The sequence below is a fragment of the Flavobacterium petrolei genome (genome assembly GCF_003314435.2).
In the GTDB taxonomy this organism is placed as follows: Bacteria; Bacteroidota; Bacteroidia; order Flavobacteriales; family Flavobacteriaceae; genus Flavobacterium; species Flavobacterium petrolei.
This window is the reverse complement of record NZ_QNVY02000003.1, coordinates 305,510-330,829: the sequence shown is the minus strand read 5'-3', so window position 1 is coordinate 330,829 and position 25,320 is coordinate 305,510. Positions and strand designations below refer to the sequence as shown.

28 protein-coding genes, 3 tRNA genes and 1 riboswitch are annotated in these 25,320 nt (G+C 34.3%); of the genes, 9 read left to right on the top strand and 22 right to left on the bottom strand.

The genetic code is table 11. The features are described 5' to 3' along the window. Positions 1-68: 68 nt before the first annotated feature. The 9 genes from DR871_RS10940 to DR871_RS10900 all read right to left on the bottom strand — a co-directional run bounded on the left by DR871_RS10940 (position 69) and on the right by DR871_RS10900 (position 8,122). A complete protein-coding gene (locus DR871_RS10940; RefSeq protein WP_113666318.1) occupies positions 69-1,487 on the bottom strand; it encodes an SDR family oxidoreductase in 1,419 nt (472 codons plus the stop codon). Positions 1,488-1,511: 24 nt separating this feature from the next. Beyond that, positions 1,512-2,123: a GTP cyclohydrolase I FolE gene (gene folE, locus DR871_RS10935; RefSeq protein ID WP_241258514.1), complete on the bottom strand. Its 612-nt coding sequence runs from the start codon at positions 2,121-2,123 to the stop codon at positions 1,512-1,514. Positions 2,124-2,163: 40 nt separating this feature from the next. Further along, positions 2,164-2,847 carry an SDR family NAD(P)-dependent oxidoreductase gene (locus tag DR871_RS10930; protein ID WP_113666317.1) on the bottom strand — a complete coding sequence of 228 codons (684 nt, stop codon included), beginning with the start codon at positions 2,845-2,847 and terminating at the stop codon, positions 2,164-2,166. A 61-nt stretch (positions 2,848-2,908) separates the two neighbouring features. Next, on the bottom strand, positions 2,909-3,193 hold the full coding sequence (locus DR871_RS10925; RefSeq protein WP_113666316.1) for a TIGR03643 family protein: 285 nt from the start codon (positions 3,191-3,193) through the stop codon (positions 2,909-2,911). Between the two features lie 55 nt (positions 3,194-3,248). After that, the gene (locus DR871_RS10920; RefSeq protein WP_113666315.1) at positions 3,249-4,733 is read right to left on the bottom strand and encodes a cryptochrome/deoxyribodipyrimidine photo-lyase family protein; all 1,485 of its coding nucleotides are present in this window, start codon (positions 4,731-4,733) and stop codon (positions 3,249-3,251) included. A gap of 8 nt (positions 4,734-4,741) precedes the next feature. Beyond that, positions 4,742-6,046 carry a DASH family cryptochrome gene (locus DR871_RS10915; protein ID WP_113666314.1) on the bottom strand — a complete coding sequence of 435 codons (1,305 nt, stop codon included), beginning with the start codon at positions 6,044-6,046 and terminating at the stop codon, positions 4,742-4,744. Continuing rightward, positions 6,022-6,156, bottom strand: coding sequence for a DUF2256 domain-containing protein (locus tag DR871_RS10910; protein WP_082014130.1), 135 nt, complete (start codon positions 6,154-6,156; stop codon positions 6,022-6,024). Before DR871_RS10910 ends, DR871_RS10915 begins: the two co-directional genes overlap by 25 nt. Beyond that, positions 6,156-7,463, bottom strand: coding sequence for an ABC1 kinase family protein (locus DR871_RS10905; RefSeq protein WP_113666313.1), 1,308 nt, complete (start codon positions 7,461-7,463; stop codon positions 6,156-6,158). The genes DR871_RS10910 and DR871_RS10905 overlap by 1 nt, the downstream gene beginning before the upstream one ends. After that, positions 7,463-8,122, bottom strand: a complete 660-nt coding sequence (locus DR871_RS10900) for a TetR family transcriptional regulator C-terminal domain-containing protein (RefSeq protein WP_113666312.1) — start codon at positions 8,120-8,122, stop codon at positions 7,463-7,465. Before DR871_RS10900 ends, DR871_RS10905 begins: the two co-directional genes overlap by 1 nt. Before the next feature lie 117 nt (positions 8,123-8,239). Between DR871_RS10900 and DR871_RS10895 the strand changes: the two genes are divergently transcribed. Beyond that, a complete protein-coding gene (locus tag DR871_RS10895) occupies positions 8,240-9,154 on the top strand; it encodes a TIGR01777 family oxidoreductase (RefSeq protein WP_113666311.1) in 915 nt (304 codons plus the stop codon). Positions 9,155-9,156: 2 nt separating this feature from the next. Here the strand turns inward: DR871_RS10895 and DR871_RS10890 are convergent, their stop codons facing one another. The 5 genes from DR871_RS10890 to DR871_RS10870 all read right to left on the bottom strand — a co-directional run bounded on the left by DR871_RS10890 (position 9,157) and on the right by DR871_RS10870 (position 12,745). Beyond that, positions 9,157-9,696, bottom strand: coding sequence for a YceI family protein (locus DR871_RS10890; protein WP_113666310.1), 540 nt, complete (start codon positions 9,694-9,696; stop codon positions 9,157-9,159). 182 nt (positions 9,697-9,878) lie between these two features. Further along, entirely contained in the window at positions 9,879-10,424 is a 546-nt protein-coding gene (locus tag DR871_RS10885) for an acyl-CoA thioesterase (RefSeq protein ID WP_113666309.1), read from the bottom strand. Then, entirely contained in the window at positions 10,425-10,790 is a 366-nt protein-coding gene (locus DR871_RS10880; protein ID WP_113666308.1) for a 6-phosphogluconate dehydrogenase, read from the bottom strand. Between the two features lie 7 nt (positions 10,791-10,797). After that, a complete protein-coding gene (gene rmuC / locus DR871_RS10875) occupies positions 10,798-12,168 on the bottom strand; it encodes a DNA recombination protein RmuC (protein WP_113666307.1) in 1,371 nt (456 codons plus the stop codon). A gap of 211 nt (positions 12,169-12,379) precedes the next feature. Continuing rightward, the gene (locus DR871_RS10870) at positions 12,380-12,745 is read right to left on the bottom strand and encodes a hypothetical protein (protein ID WP_113666497.1); all 366 of its coding nucleotides are present in this window, start codon (positions 12,743-12,745) and stop codon (positions 12,380-12,382) included. A 168-nt stretch (positions 12,746-12,913) separates the two neighbouring features. Here DR871_RS10870 and DR871_RS10865 point away from each other — a divergent pair, with 168 nt between their 5' ends. Both DR871_RS10865 and DR871_RS10860 read left to right on the top strand, forming a co-directional pair. Then, positions 12,914-13,489 (top strand): pseudouridine synthase, encoded by a 576-nt coding sequence (locus DR871_RS10865; RefSeq protein ID WP_113666306.1) that lies wholly within the window; start codon positions 12,914-12,916, stop codon positions 13,487-13,489. Between the two features lie 56 nt (positions 13,490-13,545). Beyond that, positions 13,546-14,001, top strand: a complete 456-nt coding sequence (locus DR871_RS10860) for a tRNA (cytidine(34)-2'-O)-methyltransferase (RefSeq protein ID WP_113666305.1) — start codon at positions 13,546-13,548, stop codon at positions 13,999-14,001. Here the strand turns inward: DR871_RS10860 and DR871_RS10855 are convergent. From DR871_RS10855 to DR871_RS10845, 3 genes are read right to left on the bottom strand one after another with little or no spacing between them, the layout of a single operon-like run. Further along, positions 13,998-14,780: an ABC transporter ATP-binding protein gene (locus DR871_RS10855; RefSeq protein WP_113666304.1), complete on the bottom strand. Its 783-nt coding sequence runs from the start codon at positions 14,778-14,780 to the stop codon at positions 13,998-14,000. The two genes, DR871_RS10860 and DR871_RS10855, sit on opposite strands and share 4 nt — an antisense overlap. After that, positions 14,780-15,811: an iron ABC transporter permease gene (locus tag DR871_RS10850; protein ID WP_242497103.1), complete on the bottom strand. Its 1,032-nt coding sequence runs from the start codon at positions 15,809-15,811 to the stop codon at positions 14,780-14,782. Before DR871_RS10850 ends, DR871_RS10855 begins: the two co-directional genes overlap by 1 nt. A 1-nt stretch (position 15,812) precedes the next feature. Beyond that, a complete protein-coding gene (locus DR871_RS10845; protein ID WP_113666302.1) occupies positions 15,813-16,955 on the bottom strand; it encodes an ABC transporter substrate-binding protein in 1,143 nt (380 codons plus the stop codon). A gap of 82 nt (positions 16,956-17,037) precedes the next feature. Continuing rightward, a riboswitch (cobalamin riboswitch) is annotated at positions 17,038-17,310 on the top strand. A gap of 100 nt (positions 17,311-17,410) precedes the next feature. Between DR871_RS10845 and DR871_RS10840 the strand changes: the two genes are divergently transcribed. Beyond that, positions 17,411-19,366 (top strand): TonB-dependent receptor plug domain-containing protein, encoded by a 1,956-nt coding sequence (locus DR871_RS10840; protein ID WP_242497102.1) that lies wholly within the window; start codon positions 17,411-17,413, stop codon positions 19,364-19,366. A gap of 72 nt (positions 19,367-19,438) precedes the next feature. On the opposite strand, the gene DR871_RS10835 is transcribed toward DR871_RS10840, so the two are convergent. Beyond that, on the bottom strand, positions 19,439-20,890 hold the full coding sequence (locus DR871_RS10835; RefSeq protein ID WP_113666300.1) for a S41 family peptidase: 1,452 nt from the start codon (positions 20,888-20,890) through the stop codon (positions 19,439-19,441). A 122-nt stretch (positions 20,891-21,012) separates the two neighbouring features. Between DR871_RS10835 and DR871_RS10830 the strand changes: the two genes are divergently transcribed. From DR871_RS10830 to DR871_RS10815, 4 genes are all read left to right on the top strand, one after another. After that, on the top strand, positions 21,013-21,522 hold the full coding sequence (locus DR871_RS10830; protein WP_113666496.1) for an RNA polymerase sigma factor: 510 nt from the start codon (positions 21,013-21,015) through the stop codon (positions 21,520-21,522). Next, positions 21,509-22,006, top strand: coding sequence for a hypothetical protein (locus DR871_RS10825; RefSeq protein WP_113666299.1), 498 nt, complete (start codon positions 21,509-21,511; stop codon positions 22,004-22,006). The genes DR871_RS10830 and DR871_RS10825 overlap by 14 nt, the downstream gene beginning before the upstream one ends. Positions 22,007-22,178: 172 nt before the next feature. Further along, positions 22,179-22,682: a DUF4252 domain-containing protein gene (locus tag DR871_RS10820; protein WP_241258615.1), complete on the top strand. Its 504-nt coding sequence runs from the start codon at positions 22,179-22,181 to the stop codon at positions 22,680-22,682. Between the two features lies 1 nt (position 22,683). Beyond that, complete coding sequence (locus DR871_RS10815) at positions 22,684-23,220, top strand: DUF4252 domain-containing protein (RefSeq protein WP_113666298.1); 537 nt, start codon at positions 22,684-22,686, stop codon at positions 23,218-23,220. A 618-nt stretch (positions 23,221-23,838) separates the two neighbouring features. On the opposite strand, the gene DR871_RS10810 is transcribed toward DR871_RS10815, so the two are convergent. The 3 genes from DR871_RS10810 to DR871_RS10800 form a co-directional block, all read right to left on the bottom strand. Then, a tRNA-Leu gene (locus tag DR871_RS10810) sits at positions 23,839-23,921 on the bottom strand. 42 nt (positions 23,922-23,963) lie between these two features. Continuing rightward, a tRNA-Lys gene (locus tag DR871_RS10805) sits at positions 23,964-24,036 on the bottom strand. A 39-nt stretch (positions 24,037-24,075) separates the two neighbouring features. Next, a tRNA-Lys gene (locus DR871_RS10800) sits at positions 24,076-24,148 on the bottom strand. Between the two features lie 126 nt (positions 24,149-24,274). On the opposite strand from DR871_RS10800, the gene DR871_RS10795 reads away from it, so the two are divergent. After that, the gene (locus DR871_RS10795) at positions 24,275-24,793 is read left to right on the top strand and encodes a shikimate kinase (RefSeq protein ID WP_113666296.1); all 519 of its coding nucleotides are present in this window, start codon (positions 24,275-24,277) and stop codon (positions 24,791-24,793) included. Here the strand turns inward: DR871_RS10795 and DR871_RS10790 are convergent. Beyond that, the gene (locus tag DR871_RS10790) at positions 24,785-25,285 is read right to left on the bottom strand and encodes a phosphoribosyltransferase family protein (RefSeq protein ID WP_113666295.1); all 501 of its coding nucleotides are present in this window, start codon (positions 25,283-25,285) and stop codon (positions 24,785-24,787) included. The two genes, DR871_RS10795 and DR871_RS10790, sit on opposite strands and share 9 nt — an antisense overlap. Between the last annotated feature and the right edge of the window lie 35 nt (positions 25,286-25,320).

The following is a 25,320-nucleotide window of genomic DNA, read 5'->3' as shown; positions in this document are numbered from 1 at the left end:
ACATATAAGGCATTTAAATTTTTGAGCATTATCTAAAAACTTAAATGACTTACAGGTTAAAAAGAAAATTATTTAATCAATTTCTGCAGCATTCCTTTAAAGATAAATCCATGAAAGGGCAAAACGGAATACCAGTATAATTTTCCCCAAATCCCTCTTGGTCTGAAAGTAGCCGCTTGATACAACGTATTTCCTATTATTTTAAATTCGAGCCAAGCTTCTCCTGGGAGTTTCATTTCGGCAAATAAAATTAATTTCCCCTCTTCTTTATTGGCATACAAAACACGCCAAAAGTCTAAAGCATCCCCAGAATGGATATCGTGTCGGTTTGTTCTTCCTCTTCGAGAACCTACGCCACCGTATAATTTATCAATAAAACCGCGTAAATTCCACAACCAATCACCATAATACCAACCTGTGTCACCACCGATGGACCAAATCCTGTTGATGGTGAAATTACGATCTATGATTTCCATTTTGCGACGGTCGATGTAGCAATCCTTTTTTGGAACCTTCAAATATTCCGACATGTTGCTGCTAAAACGTCCGCTGACCAAGGAATCTTTCCAACTCGAAGCTACTTTATCTTCGTCTACTTTTATTAATGCGCGAGAAAGTGCTTGTTTGTAGGACATCGGCGTAACATGCAGTAACTCATTGATTCGGTTATCACTGCAAACTACTTCGACTTTCATGCTGCTGACCAGAGCTGACGCGAGTCTATACGATGTTGAGGTTACAAAATAGAGCCAATAGGAAGATAATTTTGGTGTCATTATTGGGACAGTGAAAATCCATCTCTTTAATTTTTTTGCTTCTGCAAAACCCAAAAGCATTTCTTTGTACGTTAAAATATCGGGTCCGCCAATGTCAAAACTCTGATTGTAGGTAAGTGGATTCAGTAATGATTTGGATAAAAAATCTAGAACATCCGGAATTGCAATCGGCTGGCATTTTGTATTAAGCCATTTTGGAGTAATCATTATGGGCAATTTATTCACTAAATCCCGAATGATTTCAAACGATGCACTTCCAGAACCCACAATAATTCCCGCTCTCAAAGTAGTTGCGGCAAAAGTTCCTGTATTTAAAATTTCTTCTACCTTTTTTCTGGAAGATAAATGTTTGGATAATGATTTGTCATTGACAATGCCGCTCAAATAAATGACTTGTTTGGCTTTGGTTTCATTCAATCGTTGCACAAAATTCAGTGCAGATTCACTTTCTAATTCATCAAAATTAGAGGCTGATCCTGACATGGAGTGAATAAGATAATAAGCTGCATCAATATCTTCAGGGATAGCGGTCAATGTTTCCTGATTCAGAAAATCAACTTCAATTACCGTAACATTTTTTTGAAATTCAACTGGACAATAAAACCTGTTTTTGTCTCTTACACAACAGATTATATCGTGCCCTTGTTCTACCAATAATGGCAAAAGTCGCTTCCCGATATAACCTGTTGCGCCTGTTAAGAGAATTTTCATGGTTTTATGTTTTAGTAATTAAAATTAACTTAATTTATTGGAAACTAAGCTAATAAATTCTTTTCTGGTTTTGTCTTTCTCGAAAGCTCCTGTAAAAGAAGAAGTTGTTGTAACTGAGTTTTGTTTTTGAATTCCTCGCATTTGCATGCACATGTGCTGCGCTTCAATTACAACCGCTACTCCAAGTGGATTCAGAGCGTCCTGAATACAATTTTTGATTTGGTCTGTCAATCGTTCCTGCACTTGCATTCTTCGGGCAAACGCATCAACTACTCTTGGAATTTTACTTAGTCCTACAATTTTACCATTTGGAATATAAGCGACATGTGCTTTTCCAAAAAACGGTAACATGTGGTGTTCACACATAGAATATACTTCGATGTCTTTTACCACAATCATTTGCTGGTGATCTTCAGTAAACATTGCCGATTTTAGGATTTCTAATGGATCTAGTCCGTAACCGTGGGTTAAATATTGCATCGCTTTTGCCACACGTTCAGGCGTTTTTTCTAACCCTTCGCGAGTCACATCTTCGCCTAAATTTTCAATGATTACTTTATAATTATCTGCTAATGCTTCTGTTATTTCAGTATCGTATTGTTCGATTTTTTCGTAACTTTTCATTTCTTTTATCATGGTATGCTGTATTTCTATTTTAAGTTTGGCTAATTATTTTTTAGATTTTAAAAGTCACGATTCCGTAATCCATTTCAAAAACTTGACCTGAAATTGACTTGGCGTTTTCCGAAATTAGGAAGTTGGCCATATTCGCAACTTCTTCCGGTTTCAAATATCCTTTCATCGGGTGGCGTTCCACCATATTTTCTTTCATTCTGTCATTTCTCAAAATACCTGCTGCAAGTGTTGTTTCGGTAATTGTAGGAGCAATGGCATTAATCCGTACTACTGAAGCTAGTTCTGCTCCCAAAGATTTTACTAATCCTTCAATTCCCGCTTTTGCAGTAGCAATACTCGCATGAAAAGGCATTCCTAATTTTGCAGCCACCGTACTAAACAAAACAATCGATGGATTAGTTCCCTTTTTTAAAACAGGTAAATATTTTTGAATGGCTTTTACAGCGCCAATGACATTAATTTCAAAATCATTTCTGAAATCGTCGATGCTCAAACTTCCAATCGGTTTCAAATTAATAGAACCTGGGCAATAAATCAAGGTATCTACAGCTTCTATTTCTGGAAGTGTATCTTTTAGAACATCTAATGAGTAATGTTTCAGGTTGGGATGCGTGATTTCAGGTGCATTTCTGCTGATGTTGTAAACCAAGTTTGTCTCTAATTGTTGCAACAAAATGGCACTACCAATTCCTTTACTACCACCAATGATTACTATGTTTTTCATATATATTATTCAATCAGTTATTTAAAATTTATTTTGGATTTGTTTCTTAATTATCGAAAAATTATCGTTTGGATATCTTGTTGTTGTTAATTTGTCTTTGCATCGTACATTTAAAACGGCCTTCTCGAAAATCCCTTAATTTTTCATGTTTTGTTTTTCGGCCTTGCACTCTTTCGCGCCACATTTTAAAACTCGACGGTTTCATTTCGGTACGCATCAGGTCAATCACTTCTTGTTCTTTTAATCCAAATTGCATTAAAATCGCATCAAAAGTGGTACGGTCTTCCCAAGCCATTTCTATGATTCGGTCTTTGTCTAAATCAGTAAGTTCTTTTTTTTCAGTCACGAGATTTTATTTTTTTGAAATTGCTATTGATTTTTTTTGAAATTGTTGTTGAAAATTATTCGCTATCGCCAATATCTGCCATAGTATGAAGTTTTAATATCCGCGAACTTTCTTCTTTTACCAGAGGATTTTTCTTCATTTTCCATAAAAAATCACTCGCGAATTTTCTCGTTCTTTCCATGTTTACAATGGGTTTTGGATAATTAACTCCAACTTCAAAATCGTTAAATTTTTGGTCTAAATAGGTCATTTTATAGGGTTCATGTACAAAAGCTCGTGGCAAATCGCGCAGTTCTGGCACCCATTTTTTTATGAATTCTCCGTCAGGATCGTGTTCATAACTATTCTTTATTGGATTATATATACGTAACATATTGATTCCGGTTTCTCCAGCCTGCATTTGCAACTGCGGAAAATGTATTCCGGGTTCAAAATCAAGAAACATTTGTGATAAATGCTGCGTCGCTTCTTGCCAAGGTTGCCATAGATTATGGGTGAAAAATGAAACTAACATGGCACGCATTCTAAAATTTAAATAGCCAGTTTCATTCAAACAGCGCATGCATGCATCAATCAATGGAAATCCGGTTTGTCCCGTTTTCCAAGCTTCAATATAATTTTCATTGACTTTCTTTTTCAACGAATGGAATCCCTTATTAACACTTTCAAACTCCATGACTTCTTCCATTTCAAATTTTTGGATAAAATGTGCTTGCCAAGTCAGTCGAGATATAAAGGAATCAATTTGCTTTTTGTTATTGCAGGTCAATAGGAACGTAGCCGCTTTTTGCAATACTTGTCTCGAAGATAAATTTCCCCAAGCAATATAGGGTGATAACCTGCTACAGCTTTTTCGAGCTAATAAAGGTTTCGAAATATGTGAGTTATAATTGTGGTATCGTTCATCAAAAAATGTTTGCAAATATTTCTGGGCCATGTTGCTCCCACCTTTTTGGAAAATAGCATCCGGAACAGTTTCTAAATTGGTTTTTTCTAAAGCTTTTTCGAGTTCCAATATTGCTTCCGTATTTAGAAAATTTTCTGGTTTATCATCAAAAATAAATTGGGGTTGATTCATGTAGTCTTCCCATTTTGAAACCCAATTCGTTCTGCTACGTAAGGCTCTGAAAATTCCGTTGTTGGTATTTTCAATCCAATTAATTTGATTGTTTTTGCAAAAGCGTTTGAAAGTTTTATCTCTTTCGTAAGTGATTTTTAAGCCAGTTTCCTGATGTGAGTATACGGTTTCAATTTTGTACGTTTCTTCAAGAATATTGAAAACTTGAAGTACCTCTGAAGATACCGCTAACACATGTGTGTTCGATTGTTCCAGTTGTTTGTTGATATCTACAAGCGATTGCTTGATGAAATTCCAGTGTCTTGGACTATAATGTGAATCATTTTCTAAAGATTTTTCGAATACATAAAGCAACAATGTGGGTATGCCAGTTTTTGTTGCATTAAAAATCGCCTCATTATCCTGTAAACGAAGATCCCTTTTGAACCAAACTACATTAATATGTTTTTTATTTGTATTCATTTATCTTTTTAAAATAATTGTTGTTGCAACCATAATTTCTGAAATTTTGATTGTCCATCGTAATTGGACGCTTGTAATTTAATATTGAATTTTCGGTCTCTAGGATCGTTACCAACTCCTGAAACGTACATCCAATTCCCATAATTGCTGTGTACATCGTAATCAATTAGCATCGCTTCAAAATAGGCAGCTCCAATGCGCCAGTCTATTAGTAATTCTTTTGCAAAAAATGACGCTACGTTTTGTCTGCCGCGATTGCTCATCCATCCTGTTTTTTGCAATTCAATCATATTGGCATTTACAAATGGTTCGTCTGTAGCACCTTTTATCCAATGATTTATGGCTGATTGGTTGGTTTTCCAAACGTATTTTTTGTCTAAAATCCCTCCGATTTTAAAAATGGAATTGCCGTTTTTCAACGCTATATATTTAAAATAATCTCTCCAAATCAGTTCAAAAATTAACCAATAGGTGGATTCATTTTGCCCGATTTGTTGTTCGTATTTTATAATTTCCCAATAAATAGTCTTTGCCGAAATGGAACCGTTTGCCAACCAAGGTGAGAATTTCGAACTAAAATCAGTACCGATTAATCCATTGCGGGTCAATTTATAAACACTTAGTTTTTTGGTTTCCCAAAAATAATTTTGCAATCGTTTTATTGCCTCATCTTCACCACCGCGAAAAGGAAACGCCGTTCTAGAATCCATTTTAAAATCAGTAAAACCTAATTTTTCCATGCTGGGAATTACAGTTTCGTTTGTAATTAAATTCTCTTTCAGCAGCTGTTTAGCCGTAAATTCAGAACGAATTTTTGTTGATTTTTCACACTGATTTCTAAATTGTGTAAAAACATTTGGAATCGATGTAATGTCAAACGGAATGTCTTCAGGATGAAATAAGAACTGATTGTACGTGCTTTTGAACGCTACTGAATCTGAAACTTTCGATTTTACATTCTCTAAAACTTTTATTTCCTCACTCGTCCATTCTTCTTGGAAGTAAATCGAATCAATTTCATTTTCAGTAATTATTTCGGGAATCGCACCTTCAGGTTTTTGGTGATAAACCAAAAGCGGAATATTCAATTTTTCCAAATTTTGTTTCAAGGCCGTTAACGATTCAATCAGAAACTTTGCCCGAAACTTTTCTGTTTTTTTAAATCCAAAATTAGTATCCTCAAAATGCCTTGGATCAAAAAAATACACCGCGATTACGGTTTCATTTTCATCAATAGCATTTGTCAAAGATTCATTATCATGCACTCTCAAATCGTTTCTAAACCAAACTAACCCTTTTTGTTTCTTTTGCATTTTTCGCTACAATATTTGACTTCGTCCCATACTTTTTCCCATTTTTTCCGCCAGCTAAAAGGTCGGTTGCAAACCAAACACATTTTTGAAGGCAGATTTTCCTTCTTCACTACTTGTATTTTTGATATTCATTCACAACAATTTTCGCTTTTAAATCAAACATTAAATTGTATAGTCCAAAGAATGTTCTGTTCATATAAATGAAATGCTTTGAACCTCGATTACCATTCATTTTTCTAAGATTGGTATCTTTTGAAAAGCGTTCGCCTAATGCTGCGATACTTTCAAAAAAAGTCTCATCAGAAAAATCGAATGTTTCTGCCTGAAATGGTTTTGTAAACAAAGACAATAAATCATGAAATAATTCGGTGAAATAGGCTACCTCTTCTTTCGAATCATCAACACGTAAAATTTCTAACTCAAACAATTTTGCATTAAACAATTTTGTATCGTTGATGACCTTTTTATCAATCAATTCAAAATAAGGAGTATAAAAATCATTTGGAATTTGTTTCATACAACCAAAATCCAGTGCCACTAATTGATTTTCTTCATTCACCAAGAAATTTCCAGGATGTGGATCAGCGTGTACTTTTTTCAAAACATGAATTTGGTACATGTAGAAATCCCATAAAGCTTGCCCAATTTTAGCGGCCACTTCCTGGTTGGTATTTAGCTTAGTAAATTCTGAAAGATGCTTTCCTGTCATCCAATCCATCGTGATGATTTTTTCTGATGAGAATTCAGGATAGTAATTTGGAAATACTAAATTTTGAATTTTTTTACAGGCAGCAACTACTTCTTGGCTTTGTTTTAATTCTAGTAAATAATTAGTTTCTTCAACTAATTTGTCTTCAACTTCCTTAAAATACTTATCAGAATCTTTTCCTTGAAGGTTAAACATTCTCACCGCAATTGGTTTAACCATCGCTAAATCTGATGAAATACTGTTGGCAACTCCAGGGTATTGAATTTTTACAGCTAGTTTTTTGCCGTCTTTTACCGCAATATGCACTTGTCCAATGCTTGCAGCATTCCTTGATTCAGCATTGAACTCATCAAAAATTTCGTATGGTGTTTTTCCAAAATTTGTCTTGAACGTTTTCAGTACCAATGGAGCCGAAAGTGGCGGTACTGAGAACTGAGACAACGAGAATTTTTCAACGTAAGCTTGTGGCAAAAAGCTTTTGTCCATGCTTAGCATTTGAGCAACTTTCAACGCACTTCCTTTCAAACTTTTCAATCCGTCATAAATATCTTCGGCATTGTCTTCGTTTAATTTATCACGGGTCAAATCAGAATTGACCATTTTTTCACCGTAATATTTCAAGTAGTTCACGCCAACTTTTGCACCGGTTTGTACCAGTTTTGTAGCCCTTTCAATTTTTGAAGTAGGGATGTAGTCTATCGTTTTCATTACTTATTGTATATTTTTTCTTTGAAAATAAATTTTCCAAAATCGATTAAGCTGTCTATAGGAGCAATATTCATTAATTCAAAAGTCACTTTTACTGATTTTTCAATGTAAATATCTGTTTTCTCAAAAGAAGGTGACGAATCATCCAGCCAGAATTTCAGTGTCAATAAAAGTTGAATCCAAGACGTTTCCTGAAATGTTTTCTCTTGAAAATTTTGAAGTTTTTCTTGTTGTGTTCTAAATTCATCTGAAATGATTTCAGTAAGGAAATTTTTGAAACTGTTTCTTAGTCCGGAAAGCTGCATCAATTTTTTCAACTGATTATTGTGCTCTTGCAATACAAGTACAACGTAACTTCTGTTAGCAGTTAATATTTCGAAGAAAGTAAAGTAAAAACTTAACATTTTGCTTTTCATGTCATACATCTCGTATTCCTTGTTTTTGTTTAGCAAATCGATAGTTTTTTCTACAAACATTTTGAAAATTTCTTTTTCAATACTTTCTATAGTTCCAAAAAATGCATAAAATTCAGTTTCCGTAAAATTATTGATTTTTGTAAAATGATATACTGATTTTGGTTTTTCACTATGATCTAGTACATAATTCATATACATAGAAACTATTTTGTCTTTTGTTATTGGGGTTTTTTTAGTAGCCATTTTTGATGTGTTTCAAATTAGAGTATAAAGGTAGTGAATGTTTAACTATATATTAATAAAGTTAAACAAAATTTAATATAATTTTATATCGTTATAAATGATTAGCTTTACACTATTATGAAAAAGAATGTTTTAATAAGCGGCGGTTCGGGATTTATCGGAAGAAATTTGACTACTTTGTTGTTAGCCAAAGGATATTCTGTTTCCATCTTAAGTAGAAGTGAAAAACAGAATAAAGGAGATGTTTTCTATTATAAATGGGATGTTGCAAAGCAGACTATTGATGATGAAGCAATTTTGAAAGCAGATTATATTATTCATTTGGCAGGTGAAAATATAGCAGAGAAAAGATGGACTGCGAAGAGAAAAGCAGCCATAATTGATAGTCGGGAAAAATCCACTCAATTATTATATTCCGTTTTAAAGAAGCATTATAAAAAACTAGATGCTTTTATTTCTGCTTCGGCGGTGGGGATTTATGGTGCTGTAAACGGGGAAGAAATTTGTACGGAAGATATGAAACCGGCAAATGATTTCTTGGGATATACGTGTCAAAAATGGGAAGATTCTATTGACTTCATTGAGAATTTGAATATCCGAACAGTGAAAATCCGAACTGGATTGGTATTAGGTAAAAATGACGGTTTTTTGAAGAAGCTGATTTCTTTGTTCAAATATAGATTGGGTTCAGCATTAGGCTCTGGGAAGCAATATATGCCTTGGATTCATGTGGATGATTTGTGTGCTATATATTTGCAAGCTATTTCAGATACAAGTATGGAAGGACCTTATAATGCAGCTATTTGTGATAATACTACCAACACCGTTTTTTCAAAAACATTGGCTCGTGTTTTTGGTTATTCTATTTGGTTGCCCAATGTGCCTGCTTTTGTATTAAAATTAGTTATGGGTGAAATGGCTAAAATCGTACTGACCGGAAGGAGAGTTTCCTCAGATAAAATGGAACAAACCGGTTTTAAATTTAAATTTAACAATTTGGAAGAAGCAATAAGAAATTGTTTAACAAAATAGAATTATTCTAAGACACAAATAATTTGAGTGTTTACGTTTTTTGATATTTTACTACGGACAATAAAAGGAATTTCTATATTAAAATCATCTGTGTTTAAAGGAAAGGTGGAATATAGTTCAATTCCTTTATCTACTTTTTTCAGAGTTCCGTTGATCACTATTTTTTTAGTTTTCCCTCGTATGGTTATTTTGCCCGTGATTAGGTATTGACTTGATTCTGAGTTAAGGTTTTTTAAATCAAATTTTTCAATTGTACCTTTAAAAACAGCTTTTGGAAAACGGTTGCTTTCCATGTAATTTTTATTGAAATGCTCTTGCATTAAATCTCTTTTAAATTGAAAATCTTTGATGTTGATCCAACAAGCGATTTGGCCTGTTTTGGTTATCAAAATACAGGTGGTTTTTTCATTTATTGCTTTTACTTCTTCAAAAAAAGGAATTGAAGCCTCAAAATTTGTAATCCCTACGTAAGACATCATTTTTTCTTGAGCAGAAGTTGCACTCGCAATAATGATTAGTACTATTTGCGTAATTTTTTTCATAATGATTTATGAATTAAATTACTTAAAGTTACAAAAAAATAGTGGAAACCGAAGTAACTACTTAATGAAAAATTTTGGGGTTTAGTTAATTGTAAAGGATTTTTTAAATCAGAAATTACAATGAAATTATACTTATAAAAAAGTGTAGTACTGTTTTCCTCTAATCATAAATTTCGTTGCGTTTATAGTTCTAACTTTACATTATACTTTTTTAAACTTTCTAATGATTCTTCCGAAGTGTAATCAAATACTTCTTCATGCATGTTTTGTTCTTTTTTCAGTGAAACTTGCTTGATACAGTTAAAATAGCGGCGCACATCATTCATGTTAGAGAGAATTAAACCAGGTACTAAAGTGCTTTTGCCTTCACTATCTTTGGCGACCATTGTGAAATAAGAAGAGTTGCAATGTTTGATTTTTCCAGTCTGAATATTCTCGGCTTCCACTCGGATACCCACAATCATTGAACTGTTTCCTACGAAGTTTACACTGGCTTTCATTGTTACCAATTCCCCGACTTCGATAGGTTTTAAGAAATTTACGGTGTCTACGGAGGCAGTTACACAATAGTTTCCGGAAAATTTTGAGGCACAAGCAAACGCGATTTGATCCAGTAAAGATAAGATATATCCACCATGTATTTTACCACTGAAATTCGTATTGGAAGGCAACATTAACTCGGAAATACTAATGTCTGAGGAAGCTACGGTTTTAAAAGTGCGATTCATCTACTTTATTTTAAATGGAGAATTTACTTTTTTGACATCGGTTATAAAATAGCGCGTATCACCCCACCATGGAAAGGTGCGGTAACGTTCCACATAATTTACCTGCACGTATTGCCCTTCGAATTCTTGCAGGTCAGCAATTACTTTTTCTTCGCTATCTAGTACCGAAAAAGAAAAGATTTGTGCTCCTGAAATGCCTTGGCTTATTTCGCCTTCCCATGTTTTGAAAGCTACTCCTTTATTACTCACCTTTATTAGTTCGCCCGAACGAACTCCTTCGCTGTATGTGGCGTTGTATAAAAAAGTAAAATAAGCTACAATAGATAAGACGACTATGGCAGTGATAACCATTAAAAATTTTCTCATTTTCTGTTTAATTTAAAAGTTGATTTTCATCTTTTTCTGCTCGATTTAATATGCTTTCTGGGAGTGCTTTCTTGGCTTTAGCTCCCATTTTTTTCAATTTTTCGACACTTACAATCAGGTTTCCTTTTCCTTCCACGAGTTTATTCATTGCGCCGCTGTATTCTGTTTTGCTTTCGTCAATTTTTTTACCGATTTTGATTAAATCTGCCACAAAACCTTCAAATTTATCATACAAAGCGCCGGCTTGACGCGCAATTTCGAGTGCGTTTTCTTGTTGTTTTTGGTTGGTCCACATGCTGTCAATCGTTCGCAAAGTAGCTAATAAAGTCGCAGGTGTAACAATGACAATGTTTTTTTCGAATGCTTTGTTGTACAAACTTGTATCTTCATTAAGTGCCATTGCAAAAGCGGGTTCTATAGGGATAAATAACAGTACAAAATCAGGACTTTCTATTTGGTACAAATCATGATAATTTTTACTTCCTAATTGCTCAACATGGCGTTTGATGGAATTGACATGTTCTTTTAAATAGTTTATTTTTAAAATATCATCTTCCTCATTAATGTATTTCTCGTAAGCTGTCAGAGAGACTTTAGAATCGACAATCATCTTTTTTCCATCAGGCAGATTGATAACAACGTCTGGAAAAACGCGATTTCCATCTTCTGTTGTGAACGCTTGTTGAACTTCGTATTCACGACCTTTCTCTAATCCAGATTTTTCAAGAACGCGTTCTAAAACTAGTTCTCCCCAATTTCCTTGCATCTTACTGTCGCCTTTCAAAGCCTTGGTCAGGTTGATAGTTTCCTTGCTCATCTGAATATTCATTTCTCGTAAACCCAGAATTTGTTGGCGCAAAGCCGCATGATAATCAATGCTTTCTTTGTGAGTATCTTCAACTTTCTTTTCGAACAAATGAATTTTATCCTGCAATGGAGTCAGGATGTTTTTCATATTCTCCTTGTTCTGTTCTGTAAATTTATTGGATTTTTCGTCTAATATTTTGTTGGCGAGATTCTCAAATTCTTTAGTGAATTTTTCCTGTAGTTTCTCAACTTCTTCTTTTTGCTCTTTGTTGCGTTCCCAAAGATTCTCAAAATCAACTTCCTTTTTTGAAAGTTGGATTGCTAAGCTGTCTTTTTCGCTTCTAATATTTTCTTTTTCAATGTTGACGTTTTCTAATTGCTTTTCGAAAGTTGTTTTATCAGCAATAATCTGCTCTTTCAGCTGATTGAACTGGGAGGAAAATGCAATAAGTTTTTCTTCTAAACTAATTTTTTCGGATTGGAATCTAGCAGAGAAAATGAGTTTGCCAATAAAAATACCAATAGCGAGTGCAACGATAAAAATCAATAAAAACGGAAGCATATTTGACATAGAATTTGTTTTTGTAAGGTTGTAAAAATAAACAAAAGTTTTTTGGTTTCCTTTTAGAAAGCAAAATAGTAATGGAAGTTTTAGTATTTATAAATTTGGAGGCTTTAGGTATTAATTGTTCTTTTAATTTGTGTGTTTTGGTGATCTGTAAATAAAAAAAAAGGCCAATATGAATTAGTTTTCATATTGGCCTTTTAAATAGATTGAATTCTTATTCATCCAGTTTTATGTTCCCTCGGTCTTCCTTATTATCAGGATGTTCGTTAGGATATCGATTTGGAGTAATATCCGAGTTATGATCTTTGTTTTCTACCATCTTTTTCGCCTGTTCTTCAGGAACATTCGCCGTATCAGAACTTAAATTTTTAGGAGTGCTGTCCTCATTTTGTTCTAAAGTTCCATCAATATTACGTGCTCTTTTGACAATTTTTTGATCTCCATGAGCATCAGTTTCTACTTCTGATTTTAAATGTGATACTTCAGGATTCGTATTTTGGGCTAGATTCTGACCGCTAAATCCTTCGTTTGTATTTTGCTTGTTATTTGTCTTTTTTGAACCTAAATCATTGTTTTCCATATGCTGTAATTTTAAAATTATTACTAATAACTCCCATAATATTACGCCATTAATGTTGAATAATCGAATTTTTAACATAGCTTTTGGTTTACACTAATAAATGTATGGTTTGACAGTTTTAAATCCAGCGAAAACAAAACTATCTTTGCCATCTTTAAAACAAATACAATGTCCCATTCGCACTTCATCATCCACAAGCCTTACGGTTATTTAAGTCAGTTCATTTATGAGCTGAAACGAAAAAAGAAATTACTTGGTGAATTGCATGATTTTCCCAAAGGAACGATGGCGATAGGCCGCCTTGACGAAGATTCCGAAGGATTATTGTTGTTGACCACAGATGGAATGATGAGCGAAATCATTAGAAGTAAAAAAGTCGATAAAGAATATTATGTTCAAGTCGATGGCATTATCCATCAGAATGCGATTGATGAATTGCAAAAAGGAGTTGAAATAGGTTTTAACGGAACCAAGTATATCACAAAACCCTGTAAATCTTCTTTAATACACGAAATTCCAGCTTTTGGTGCCAGAGGTAAAAAAATTCGGGATGAACGTCACGGTCCAACCTCTTGGGCTTCGATTACGGTGAATGAAGGGAAGTTTCGTCAAGTCCGAAAAATGACCGCTGCTGTTGGTTTTCCTACGTTGCGCTTGGTTCGTGTTCGAATAGGAAATGTACATCTCAATGATTTACAGGCTGGAGAAGTAATTGAAGTAGAAAATTTTCAAATAGAAATTTAAAGGATTATATGAATTTTTTAATCTTTTAATTTTTCAATCTTTTAATAAAGTATAAAATGTTAAATATCGTTTTAGTAGAACCCGAAATACCAAATAATACTGGAAATATTGGCCGATTGTGCGTGGGTACGGAAAGTCGTTTGCACTTGATTCATCCTTTTGGATTTGTCATTAATGATAAAAACCTGAAACGTTCCGGTTTGGATTATTGGGTGCATCTTGATGTGACCGAATATCAAAATGTATCGGAGTGGAAGTCTCAAATTCCTGATTTATCCCGTGTTTTTCTAATGAGTTCCCATGCCAAAAAATCATATCTGGAGACTGATTTTCAAGATGGAGATTGGTTGGTTTTTGGAAAAGAAAGTAAGGGTTTGAGCGAAGTCGTTTTAAATGAATTTCCCAATCATCTTACCATTCCAATGTCACCGTTGATAAGAAGTTTTAATATCGCTAATTCGGTAGCGTTTGTCATTGGCGAAGCAAAACGACAAATAGGATTGAAACTTTAAGAAATTACAAATTTCCCTTTGGACGCATCAAAAATAATATGATCGTCTTTAAAAAGCGTATTAAAAGTTCCTTTTAGAATCAAATTACACGGTTGATCCTGAACTATGTTTTCGGGAGTCATAATGATCATTTCATCACTCAATTGTATCGCCATGTCGATATCGTGAGTGGAGAATAAAATGCATTTTTGAGTTTCCTGAGTGAGTTTTTTTAATAGTTTAAACAATACAACTTTATGCAGCAAATCCAAGTGAGTTGTGGGTTCATCCAAAATAATTAACGGTGTGTCTTGCGCCAAAGCTCGTGCAATTAAGACTATTTGTAATTGTCCGTCGCTAATTTCGTAATGTCTTTTAGCAGCTAGATGACTAATTTGAGTCAAGTCTATCGCTTCATTAACTTTTGCGATATCTTCAGCAGTTAATTTTCCAATCCAGTTCGTGTACGGTTGTCTTCCCAAAGCAATGAGTTCAAAAACAGTCAAGTTGCTTGGAGGCAATTTTTCGGTGAGAACCACACTTAGATTTTGTGCCAATGTCAAAGCGTCTATTTCTTGAATGTTTTGGCCATTGAGTAAAACAGTTCCTGAAATTGGTTTTTGAATGCCTGTTATGGTTCGCAAAAGCGTCGATTTACCAATACCGTTGGCACCGATTAAAGCAATAAGTTTTCCTTTTTCTAAACAAATATCAATGTTGGAAGCAACAATGGTTTTTTCTTTTTTATGAGAATAACCAATGCTGATTTGTGAACCCTGTAAGATGATTTTATTTTCCATTATCCCATCATTTTGCGTTTCCTAATTAATAACCAAATTACAATCGGAGCTCCAAAAATAGAAGTTACGGCATTGATTGGTAACGTCAAATCACTGCCCGGAAGTTGCGAAATACTGTCGCAAATGAGCATGATAATCGCCCCAAAAAGTATAGTACTCCAAAATAAAATTGTGTGATTGCTCGTCTGAAAAACTAGCTTTGCAATATGAGGAACCGCTAATCCAATAAAAGCAATTGGACCTGCAAAAGCAGTGATGCTTCCAGCTAAAATACTGGTGGCAAAAATGATAATCAGTCGTGATTTTTTATAATTTAACCCCAAACTTTTGGCATAATTTTCACCCAGAAGTAATGAGTTCAACGGCTTGATGCTAAATAAACTGAGCAATAATCCAATTGCTACGCAGATGGTTAAAAGAGAAATGGAGGTCCATGATAAATTACCAAGATTTCCGAGTGACCAGAATGTGAATTTCTGTAACTGTTCCGCGGTGCTGAAATACGTCAGCGTACCAACAATGGCACTGGTTAAACTCCCAAACATAAGGCCTACAATTAAGATGGCCATAGTGTCCCGTAATCGATGGGAAACGGCTAAAACAGCCAGCAAAACGGTGAAGCTTCCTAAACTGGAGGCCAAAATAATTCCGTAAGAAGAAAGTAAAAGTGTTGCTAAAAAAGGCGGTAACAGCGCTGCGCCTAAAATAACGGTTGCAACACCTAAACTGGCTCCAGAACTCAAACCTAATACATAAGGTCCTGCCAGCGGATTTCTAAACAGTGTTTGCATTAATAAGCCGCTTATGGATAACCCCATTCCAACAAGAATAGCAGCAATAGCTTTCGGTAAGCGATAGTTGATAAGGATGTATTCCCAGGTTTCTTTACTTGCAATTCCCCCAGTTAGACTCCTAAACACTTCTTTCACAGGAATGGCAACAGAACCTAAACTGATATTTATGACAAATAAAAATAGCATCCCAAAGGTTAGGATGATGAAAAGCACTGTATTTCGGTTAGTTTTAGTCAATTTATTCTAATTTCTGAAAGAAAAAAAGTTTATGATTGGGCAACAATTCAGGATGAAAAATTGTAATTAAATCTTTCAAAACCCAATCAGGTCGGGTAGGAGACCATTCAAAATATAAAATCCCACCTTTAGCTCCTTTATTGATACCGTACGAATATACTTTTTTATTTTTAAAAGAGGCAAATTCACTGTAATGCGGATTGCTGTCACTCATTTGTTTCAACGAAGAAAAATCTCCGGGAGCAATCCAATATTCAGCATTTTGCGCTTTCTCTAGAATTTTTTCAAATGGTAAAGGTAAACTACCTGTTCCCTTCGTGTCAGCCCATAAATAATTAGATTGTGCATCTTTTAGAAACAGCGAAGCCCAACTCTCTCCTTGCGGCACGTACCATTGATCTTGAAACATGGCGCCGCTTAGAACAGTAGGTTTTGATGTTGCTTTTTTGGCTAAAGCCAAAGTGTTCGTGTATTCTTTTTCGATTTCAGAGAAGATGGTATTTGCTTTGGAATCCAATCCATATAAGGCTCCAAAAAACTTAATCCATTCCGCTTTTCCAAGTGGGGATTGTTCAGCCCAATCGCCATTCAAAAGTACTTTCAAACCACTTTTTTGAAGATTATCAAGCGTTGGATTACTATCATTCAAACCAAAACTGACAATGACATTTGGAGCCATATCAATTAGAACCTCGGTATTTAGAGTTTCGTTCGTTCCTACTTCTCTAATATTTCCGGAATCAATGCGTTTTCTGGTTTTCTCAGACGAAATGTAATCAGTGTTTGGGAAACCAACTAAAGTGTTTTCTACACCTAACATTTCAAGAGCCGGAATATGCGTGGTTGAGGTAACAACAATGGATTGTATTGGCACGGGAATGATGGAAAACTGCTTCAAACTGTCGGGAATAATGCTGTTTTTTTCTTGTAAAACATAAGTGAAACTTTCTTTGGCTTCAGGCCAAGGTCGGGTAACTTTTACGACAGAATACCCTTGGTATTTATAAATTTCTAATCCTTCGGCATATTGAATTTCATTAGTAGAGGCTGTAATTCTGGCAGTACGAGTTTTGTCATTTTGTTTACATCCACCAATGGAAATTACAAATAAAAAGAGCGTAAATGGTAATAAAAAAGATTTCATAACATGTTTTTCGAGAACTGCAAAGGTATATTTAATCCGTTTTAAAAATCAAATTTTATTTTTTATTCCAATCATAAAGCTATATTTGCACCCGTAACGAGGTTGTTGTTTTGTTTTTTCAAACCAGCATTAAAAGGGAAGAGAGTGATTGAAAATTGTTGATTAACGATTTTTGATTTCAGATTTAAAATCTGTTATCAATTTTCATAAATCCAAATTCAAAAATCTCACGCTGTACCCGCAACTGTAAGCTATCAAGCTTGTTGTTATCTACAAAACCACTGTTTGTCAACGCGAATGGGAAGGTAAACAACAAGACGCAAGCCAGGAGACCTGCCTATTACATCGAGTATCAAACTTTCGGGAAAAAAGGTTTGGGTATGGGTAATTCTATGCTTTTCTCCCCATTTTTAGTCATGTAACAGAAAATTGCTGTTACTAAATGTTTAATTAAAATGAACAAAAAAATCGTTCGTATTAGTGCGTTATGCGTACTAATGACAAGCTGTGCTTTTGCGCAACAAAATGAAACTATTTCCTCTCAGGATGAATTGAAAGAAGTGGTAGTTTCCGACTCCAAATTTGCTTTGGCAAAAGAAAAATCAGGAAAAGTAATCACTAAAATTACTGCTGAGGATTTGAAAAACAAAGCCGGACAAAGCCTTGCAAATGTCTTAAGTTCTGTTGCAGGTGTAGAAATTAACGGGAACCAAAGCGCTGCCGGAAAAAATTTAGGGTACTACATTCGAGGTGGAAAAAACAATCAAGTGTTGATTCTTATTGATGGAATTCCGATGAATGATGCTTCAGGAATTAGTTTTGAGTATGATTTGCGTTTGCTTCCGGTGGAGCAGGTAGAAAGCGTTGAAATTATGAAAGGTGCATCGAGTACGTTGTATGGTTCAGGTGCCGGAACAGGAGTAATTAATATTACTTTGAAAAAATCAGGTAAGAAAGCTATTGAAGGGAATGCATACGTAAATGTGGGAACCAATAATACCGCAAATACTGACAAAACTAGCGCTCAGAATTATAATCAAGGTTTTTCGGTCAACGGAAATGCGAATAAAGTGAATTATTTTGCGTCGTTGAACAGTACTGAAATAAGTGGAATGTCACAGATTGCTCCTGTTAATTCTACGGATAATTATGAAGAAGATCGTTTTTCCAGAATAAATTATCTGGCGAAGTTAGGGTATAAAGCAACGGATAAATTGACATTAGATTTCTTTGGTAATTATGATAAAATAAGTTCCGATTATGATGCATCGTTTGATAATACCGGTGCAAATGATACCAATTTAAATTCAACTGAATCAGAACAATTTCGTTTTGGCTTTTTGCCAAAATACAAATATTCTAAAGGGGAATTTGTTTTGAATTCCAGCTTTAACAAAATTGTTCGAACGTACAACGATTTCGATTTTTATTCCAATAAACCAGGGTTTTCAGAGTATGAATCCCGAAGTGTCAACGTTGATGGTTTTAATAAATACGAATTTTCAGAATCGTTTTTTCTTGTTGCCGGAGCGCAATATCAGTTTCATGATATGAACAGTATCACTCCTTTTGGTGGAATTTTGAAGGAAGCTACTAAATTCAATATGATTGATCCTTACATTACTGGAGTTCTTTCCACGGATTTTGGATTGAATCTGAATGCTGGTGCGCGATTGAATATTCACAGTCAATATGGAAATCAATTGGTTTATAATGTGAATCCTTCTTATGATTTTAAATCGGTTCCATTGAAGATTTTGGCTTCTTACAGCACCGCTTTTGTAACGCCAAGTTTGTACCAATTGTATTCTGAATATGGAAATGCGGATTTGACACCGGAGAAAAATAGAACTGTGGAAGCAGGTTTTGAGACGCATTTTTTAGATAAAAAAATCAAACTGAATGCTGTTGCTTTTTACCGTGAGCAAACTAATTTCATTGGATTTTATTTCAATCCTGTAACTTTCGATTCGAACTACATAAATATAGACGGAATGAATAAAGCAAAAGGAGTAGAAACCGAATTATCTTTTGCTTTGAGCGAAAAAATCAAATGGAATTCAAATTATACGTTTACTCAAGTAGATAAAGCGTTGGATCGCTTAATTCCGAAACATAAGTTGAATTCAGCTTTGGATTTTCAAATCAATGAAAGATTGTTTTTTAATGTAGATTATCAATATGTAGACAGCAGAAATGATGCTTTTTTTGACGGAGCTACTTTTGCTACACAGAATATTGTTTTAGACTCGTATCAGTTAGTAAATTCGTCCGTTCGTTATGAATTGGTGAAAAATAGATTGTCCGTTTTTGGAGCGGTTAGCAATATTTTGAACGCTGATTTTGTTGAAAACGTTGGGTATAATACTTTAGGAAGGAATTTTAAATTGGGTATGAATATCAAATTGTAATTCGGAATTTCCATTAATAAAAAAAGGCTTTCAGTTATGAAAGCCTTTTTTTGTTTGTAAGAGTTATTGTTATTATTCCAATGCTTTCAAAAGTCCTTCCGGTGCTTTCTCTATGTACATTTGATTTTGGATTCCTTTTGCTGCTTTTGCATCAGTAAAAAATTCAAATTCTTTTCCTAAGCTTTGTTTAGTCATTCTACCAGTTCCAGTAATTTTTGCAATTGCTGTGCTTAATAGAGGTTCTGCAGCGTCGCCAAGAATGCCATAGGTACTTATGGTCTCTTTTTGTAGAAAATCAGGTTGCAATCCGTTAAAATAATCTCCAAAACCAACGGAATTGACAATTTTCAATACAATTGGCTGCATGGCATATTTGTGCTTAGGATTTCTGTTTTCTGAACCAAAAGTAGGGGAATCATAAAGAGTAACTGATCCAACATTTTTTCCCACCGTTACATCTCCAATTTGGATTACGTTGATATGTGGTTCTAATCCATTGATTACTAATTCACTTGCTGATGCTGAGCTTGCACTAGTAAGAATATAAACTTTAGTCAGGTTCAAACTGTTGATTGCTGTGCTTCCTATCTTATCTGTAAAATAGTTGTACAAAGCATCCGGATTTTCAGCTTCGAAATAATCATTAATTTTTTTATTCCATTGTTGTTTAGCAAAGACTTTCCCTGTAAATTGTCCGGTAATCATACTTGCTAATCGTGTTGCAGTTTGCACAGAACCACCACCATTGTATCTTAAATCTAAAACTAATTCGGTAATTCCTTGTGTTTTTAATTGACCAAAAGCATCATTTAATTGTGTGTCAAAATTAGCGTAAAAGCCATTATACATAAGATATCCAATTTTGTGGGCACCTGAAGTAATTACTTTATTGACTAAAATTGGATTTTCAGTTAATACTGTTTTTGTAAGAGAAACTGATTTTCCGTTCCCAACAATTGCATTTCCGTTAAAATCTGCAAGATTTAGTGTGTAATTTTCATTTGAACCAAAAAGTAAGGATTGATAATTACTAACGGTCAGTTGCGTTCCATTGACAGCAGTGAAAAAATCACCACGTTTGATGTTTTTTGTAGCAGCATCGGAATTTTCAATAATATATCTAACGTAACCAAATATTTCGGTTGTACTTCCAGGTTTGTAACTTAAACCAAAATCGACACCATTATTTTTAGTAGTACCTTGAAGGCTTCCTTCTAGTTCTAAATAATCATCTACAATCCAACTGAATCTGTCTATTGAGGAACTCACTCTTAATGCATCAAATAATTCCTCAGGAACTGGATAACCTCTTAAAAAAGAGTTTAAAGCTGTTTGATCTGCAAAACGGTCGTCAGATAAGTTAGGGACATCCGCTTGCCACAAATAATATTGATTCATTCCTTTCCAGATAAAATCTTGGATTTCTAGACTTGCCGGCGGTGCAATATCATCGTTATCCTGGCAGCTTTGTAGAGTAAAAGCAGTAATAAATAATAAAAGCGTAAGTTTGATGTAGGTTCTCATAAATTTGGTTTGATACTATAGAAACGTAAAAATACTAACTTTAGTTTTATTTTATGTTTTTATGTTGCAAAAATAATTTTGAATCGTCTTACTTATATAACCAGTTAAAAACCAATTTTTTTATGAACCAAAATGAGTTTGTGCTGATGGTAACTCCATTCAAAGACAAAGTCTTCAGGTTGGCCAAGCGATTGCTGGTTAGTACTGAGGAAGCCGAAGATGCCACTCAAGAAGTTTTGGTGAAATTATGGAGCAAAAATGGAACTTTGGCAGGTTACAGCAGTATTGAAGCTTTTGCGATGACGATGACAAAGAATTATTGTTTAGACCAATTGAAATCCAAAAGATCCGGAAATCTAAAAATTGTTCATACCAATTATACGGATTCTGCACCCGCATTAGATAAAAAACTGGAAGATTACGATAGTTTGAATTGGGTTGAAAGAAGTATCAGTCAATTGCCGGAGCAACAACGAATCATCATTCAGCTTCGTGATATTGAACAATATGAGTTCGAAGAAATCGCTAAAATGCTTGATATGAATGAAAGTGCCATAAGAGTGACGCTTTCCAGAGCCCGAAAAACGATACGAGAATACATGACAAAAACACATAATTATGGAATTATATAAAGTAGAAGCGTTACTTGAAAAATACTTTGAGGGTGAAACTTCAATTGCGGAAGAGAAAGAATTACAGGAGTATTTTTCGATGCAGCTGGTTGCTCCACATTTAAAAAAGTATACCGCATTATTTAACCATTTTGCTGTTGCAAAAGAACAACAGTTTGAACAAGAAATTCCGTTGTTAGAAATTCAAAAGGATGAAAATAGGAATCAAAAACGAAATTTTGCTTGGGTCTCCATTGCAGCTTCGGTTTTAGTTTTGATGGGAATTGTAACGTATGTTTTTTATTATTCGGAACCTGTGACTAACAGTAAAGATTTAGGAACGTATGATGATCCTGAAGTAGCTTTTAAAGAAACTCAGAAAGCACTTTCACTATTGTCAAAAAATGTAAATGTTGGCATAGAAAGTGTAAAGTATATTGAAGAATATCAAATCGCAAAAAATAAAGTATTCCGAAAAACTAAAAATAAATCTAGAGGTATTTAACTGCTTTTAGGTAATGATAATCACAGCGTAGACGCTACAATCAATTAAAATAATGCTAAATAAATTAAAAAAAATGAAATCAATCAATCCCAATCCGAGTTTTTGCACACCAGCAAATCAGATTCAAAAGAACAGCCGTTTAAGTACAGCTAAAAAGTTATTAATCACCGTAATGTTAGTTTTTATTGCGAGTCCAATTTTTGCGCAAGCGGCATTTGATAAATTTGACGGACAAGATGACGTTACGTCAATTATAGTCAATAAAAAAATGTTTGACTTAATGAGTAAAGTAAAAGTGGATGCTTCAGATAAAGAAACCCAACAATACTTAGCCTTGATAAAAAAGCTCGATAATTTAAAAGTATTCACTACCAAAAGTACACGGGTAGAAGGCGAAATGAAGGCTACTGCTGAGAAGTATATAAAAACAGCCGGGCTAGAAGAGTTGATGCGCGTGAATGAAAATGGCAGAAACATTAAAATTTTGGTAAAATCTGGTGCAACAGATTCTCAAATCAGAGAGTTGTTAATGTTTATTGAAGGTGCAAAAAATGATGATACTGTTTTGATGTCGTTGACCGGTAATTTCGATTTGAATGAAATTTCGATTCTTACCGATAAGATGAGAATTCCCGGCGGTGATGACTTGAAGAAAGCAACTAAAGGTAAAAAGTAAGATGAGAACAGGATATGGAATTTTACTGCTGTTTAGTTTGTTCCTGATCAGCTGCAATTCGGAGCCGACTTTGCAAAAGTATTTTGTAGAAAATACAGAGAACAAAAATTTTATTGCGCTCGATGTTTCTCCCAGTATTTTGAATGTGGATAAAACAAAATTATCAGTGGCTCAGAATGATGCTTTGAAATCTTTTGACAAGATGAATGTTTTAGCTTTTAATTTAAATGATAAAAACAAATCGGAGTTTGAAACGGAACGCGCTAAAGTTGATTTGATTTTGAAGGACAAAAAATACCAGCAATTGATGAAATTTGGCTCTGGAAAGGAAGGTGCTTCGGTAAGCTTTGTAGGAACGGATGAACACATCGAGGAATTTGTTTTTTTTGCCAATAAAAAAGAAAATGGTTTTGCAGTAGTCCGCATTTTAGGAAAAGATATGAACCCCACCAGTGTGATGACAATGATGAGTGTATTACAGCAATCTAATATTGATTTGGAACAACTGAAACCGTTGCAGCAATTAATGAGTAAGTAAATTAGTTAGTCTAATAAGGTGAATCGTCTTGATTAAGTTCAAGACGCTTTTTTTTTTGTTACGTTCAATTTTTTTTTTGAAATTAATTACAAAACATTTTTTTGTTTTTAACTGCATTTTGATTTCCCAACTGAATTGCTTTTGTGAAATCGGTGCATGCGTTCTTCTTATTTTGTGCATGAAATAATATGTTTAACCAAAAAGTGCAATTGTAACTTGAATCCAGCTTAAAAATAATTCGCTTTTTATAAATAAATCACTAAAAGTGGGTATTGTCAGAGCTTTTTATTTCCTGTAGTTTTGCGTTAAATTTATATGATATTTCTTATCAGAATAATCAAATCAGAAAATGAAAAAAACAGTACAAGCAAAACGTGATCATGAAACTATTGTAAAAAAATACAATACATTACATTTATACATTGGCACTTTCTTCTTGTTTATAGGAAGCTTATCTGTGGGAATTTTGATGGTTATGTTTTTTTTAAATACTCTAGGATTTTTTTTTCAAAACTAAGCGGATAGATTCTTCTTATTTCTATAAAGTGATTTTTTGTTAAATAAAAATGCTTCTGAAACTGTCAAGTAAACTTGATTCTTCAGAAGCATTTTGTTTTGTGACCACGGTGGGATTTGAACCCACACGCCCTTGCGAGCACCAGCCCCTCAAGCTGGCAAGTCTACCGTTTCTCCACGTGGCCTTAAAATAAAAAAGGCCAAGTAATAAATTACTCGACCTTTTGTGACCCGACTGGGGCTCGAACCCAGGACCCCATCATTAAAAGTGATGTGCTCTACCAACTGAGCTATCGAGTCAATGCTTTCAAGAAAATTATGTGTTGATCACTAAAATTGTGACCCGACTGGGGCTCGAACCCAGGACCCCATCATTAAAAGTGATGTGCTCTACCAACTGAGCTATCGAGTCATATTCTTCCCTTGAATGCGGGTGCAAATATAAGGACTTATTTTGGAGTTTTCCAAGCAATTTTATTATAAATTTGTCTTTTTTAAACAATAAATCTTAACGCCTTAATTTATAAGGTTTTATTTCATGAGAAAAATTATATTATTAGGCTATATGGGATGCGGGAAGTCCACTATTGCAAATAAGTTGTCAAAAAATATCGGTATCCCTTTTGTAGATTTGGATAAAAAGATAGAAGAAAAGGTGAATTTGTCCATAAATGCTATTTTTGAAAAGCATGGAGAAATTTATTTTAGAAAGGTAGAGCACGAAGTTTTTATCGAATTATTGAATTCGCCGGAGCAATTAATTATAGGTTTGGGCGGAGGAACGCCTTGCTATGCCAATAATCATGAGCTGTTAAAAGCAGATAATGTTGTTTCCATATATCTTAAAGCGTCAATTGAGACTTTATTTAGCAGATTGTCTGCAAATAAAAGCAAAAGACCCCTCATCGCCAACAAAAGTGATGCGGAGATGAAAGAGTTTATTGCAATGCATCTCTTTGAAAGAAGTTTTTATTACAACCAAACACAACATAAAGTTGTGGTCGATGATAAAACCATTGATCAGACCGTTCTGGATATTATAGCTCTTTTAGCTTAAGTATGCATAACTATCATTATTTTCATCAAAAATAACTTGCACGTGCTCCAATAATGACGTAGAAAGAGAAATTCCTTTGAAATCGGCTTTTACGGGGTACTTCTTGTGGTTTCTATCTACAAGTACGGCCGTTTTGAATTTTTTCAACGGAACGTCTATGAAGTGTCTTACGGCATAGATTAATGTAGTGCCTGAATTTAATACGTCATCAACAAGAATCAAACCTTTATTGGTATACTGTTCTTTTGATAGGGAAGTGTGAATGGGAAGTTGTGGATTTTGTTTGTTGATTTGCACTTCGCAGAGTGAAACTTTAATAGGCGATATTGTTTCCAGAGCCAATGCTATTTTTTTTGCAAATGTAAAACCGTTAGCAGCAATGCCCGCGATTACAATTTCTTCCTCATCTACAAAGGTTTCATAGATTTGGTAGGCAATTCTTTTTATTTTATGTTCTATTTCCTGATTTGTTAAAATGATATTTTTGCTCATTGTTTAAAGGTTTTTTCCCCTCCCCAGCCCTCCCC

What these genes read in the sequence shown, in the direction of transcription:
- DR871_RS10900 (WP_113666312.1), bottom strand. Translation starts at nt 8,122, where the DNA reads ATGGCTACTAAAAAAACCCCAATAACAAAAGACAAAATAGTTTCTATG.
- DR871_RS10820 (WP_241258615.1), top strand. Translation starts at nt 22,179, where the DNA reads ATGTTAGTTTTTATTGCGAGTCCAATTTTTGCGCAAGCGGCATTTGAT.
- DR871_RS10795 (WP_113666296.1), top strand. Translation starts at nt 24,275, where the DNA reads ATGAGAAAAATTATATTATTAGGCTATATGGGATGCGGGAAGTCCACT.
- DR871_RS10940 (WP_113666318.1), bottom strand. Translation starts at nt 1,487, where the DNA reads ATGAAAATTCTCTTAACAGGCGCAACAGGTTATATCGGGAAGCGACTT.
- DR871_RS10890 (WP_113666310.1), bottom strand. Translation starts at nt 9,696, where the DNA reads ATGAAAAAAATTACGCAAATAGTACTAATCATTATTGCGAGTGCAACT.
- folE (WP_241258514.1), bottom strand. Translation starts at nt 2,123, where the DNA reads ATGATAAAAGAAATGAAAAGTTACGAAAAAATCGAACAATACGATACT.
- DR871_RS10790 (WP_113666295.1), bottom strand. Translation starts at nt 25,285, where the DNA reads ATGAGCAAAAATATCATTTTAACAAATCAGGAAATAGAACATAAAATA.
- DR871_RS10885 (WP_113666309.1), bottom strand. Translation starts at nt 10,424, where the DNA reads ATGAATCGCACTTTTAAAACCGTAGCTTCCTCAGACATTAGTATTTCC.
- DR871_RS10840 (WP_242497102.1), top strand. Translation starts at nt 17,411, where the DNA reads ATGAACAAAAAAATCGTTCGTATTAGTGCGTTATGCGTACTAATGACA.
- DR871_RS10825 (WP_113666299.1), top strand. Translation starts at nt 21,509, where the DNA reads ATGGAATTATATAAAGTAGAAGCGTTACTTGAAAAATACTTTGAGGGT.
- DR871_RS10870 (WP_113666497.1), bottom strand. Translation starts at nt 12,745, where the DNA reads ATGGAAAACAATGATTTAGGTTCAAAAAAGACAAATAACAAGCAAAAT.
- DR871_RS10915 (WP_113666314.1), bottom strand. Translation starts at nt 6,046, where the DNA reads ATGCAAAAGAAACAAAAAGGGTTAGTTTGGTTTAGAAACGATTTGAGA.
- DR871_RS10860 (WP_113666305.1), top strand. Translation starts at nt 13,546, where the DNA reads ATGTTAAATATCGTTTTAGTAGAACCCGAAATACCAAATAATACTGGA.
- DR871_RS10865 (WP_113666306.1), top strand. Translation starts at nt 12,914, where the DNA reads ATGTCCCATTCGCACTTCATCATCCACAAGCCTTACGGTTATTTAAGT.
- DR871_RS10895 (WP_113666311.1), top strand. Translation starts at nt 8,240, where the DNA reads ATGAAAAAGAATGTTTTAATAAGCGGCGGTTCGGGATTTATCGGAAGA.
- DR871_RS10830 (WP_113666496.1), top strand. Translation starts at nt 21,013, where the DNA reads ATGAACCAAAATGAGTTTGTGCTGATGGTAACTCCATTCAAAGACAAA.
- DR871_RS10855 (WP_113666304.1), bottom strand. Translation starts at nt 14,780, where the DNA reads ATGGAAAATAAAATCATCTTACAGGGTTCACAAATCAGCATTGGTTAT.
- DR871_RS10920 (WP_113666315.1), bottom strand. Translation starts at nt 4,733, where the DNA reads ATGAATACAAATAAAAAACATATTAATGTAGTTTGGTTCAAAAGGGAT.
- DR871_RS10845 (WP_113666302.1), bottom strand. Translation starts at nt 16,955, where the DNA reads ATGAAATCTTTTTTATTACCATTTACGCTCTTTTTATTTGTAATTTCC.
- DR871_RS10930 (WP_113666317.1), bottom strand. Translation starts at nt 2,847, where the DNA reads ATGAAAAACATAGTAATCATTGGTGGTAGTAAAGGAATTGGTAGTGCC.
- DR871_RS10880 (WP_113666308.1), bottom strand. Translation starts at nt 10,790, where the DNA reads ATGAGAAAATTTTTAATGGTTATCACTGCCATAGTCGTCTTATCTATT.
- rmuC (WP_113666307.1), bottom strand. Translation starts at nt 12,168, where the DNA reads ATGTCAAATATGCTTCCGTTTTTATTGATTTTTATCGTTGCACTCGCT.
- DR871_RS10905 (WP_113666313.1), bottom strand. Translation starts at nt 7,463, where the DNA reads ATGAAAACGATAGACTACATCCCTACTTCAAAAATTGAAAGGGCTACA.
- DR871_RS10815 (WP_113666298.1), top strand. Translation starts at nt 22,684, where the DNA reads ATGAGAACAGGATATGGAATTTTACTGCTGTTTAGTTTGTTCCTGATC.
- DR871_RS10835 (WP_113666300.1), bottom strand. Translation starts at nt 20,890, where the DNA reads ATGAGAACCTACATCAAACTTACGCTTTTATTATTTATTACTGCTTTT.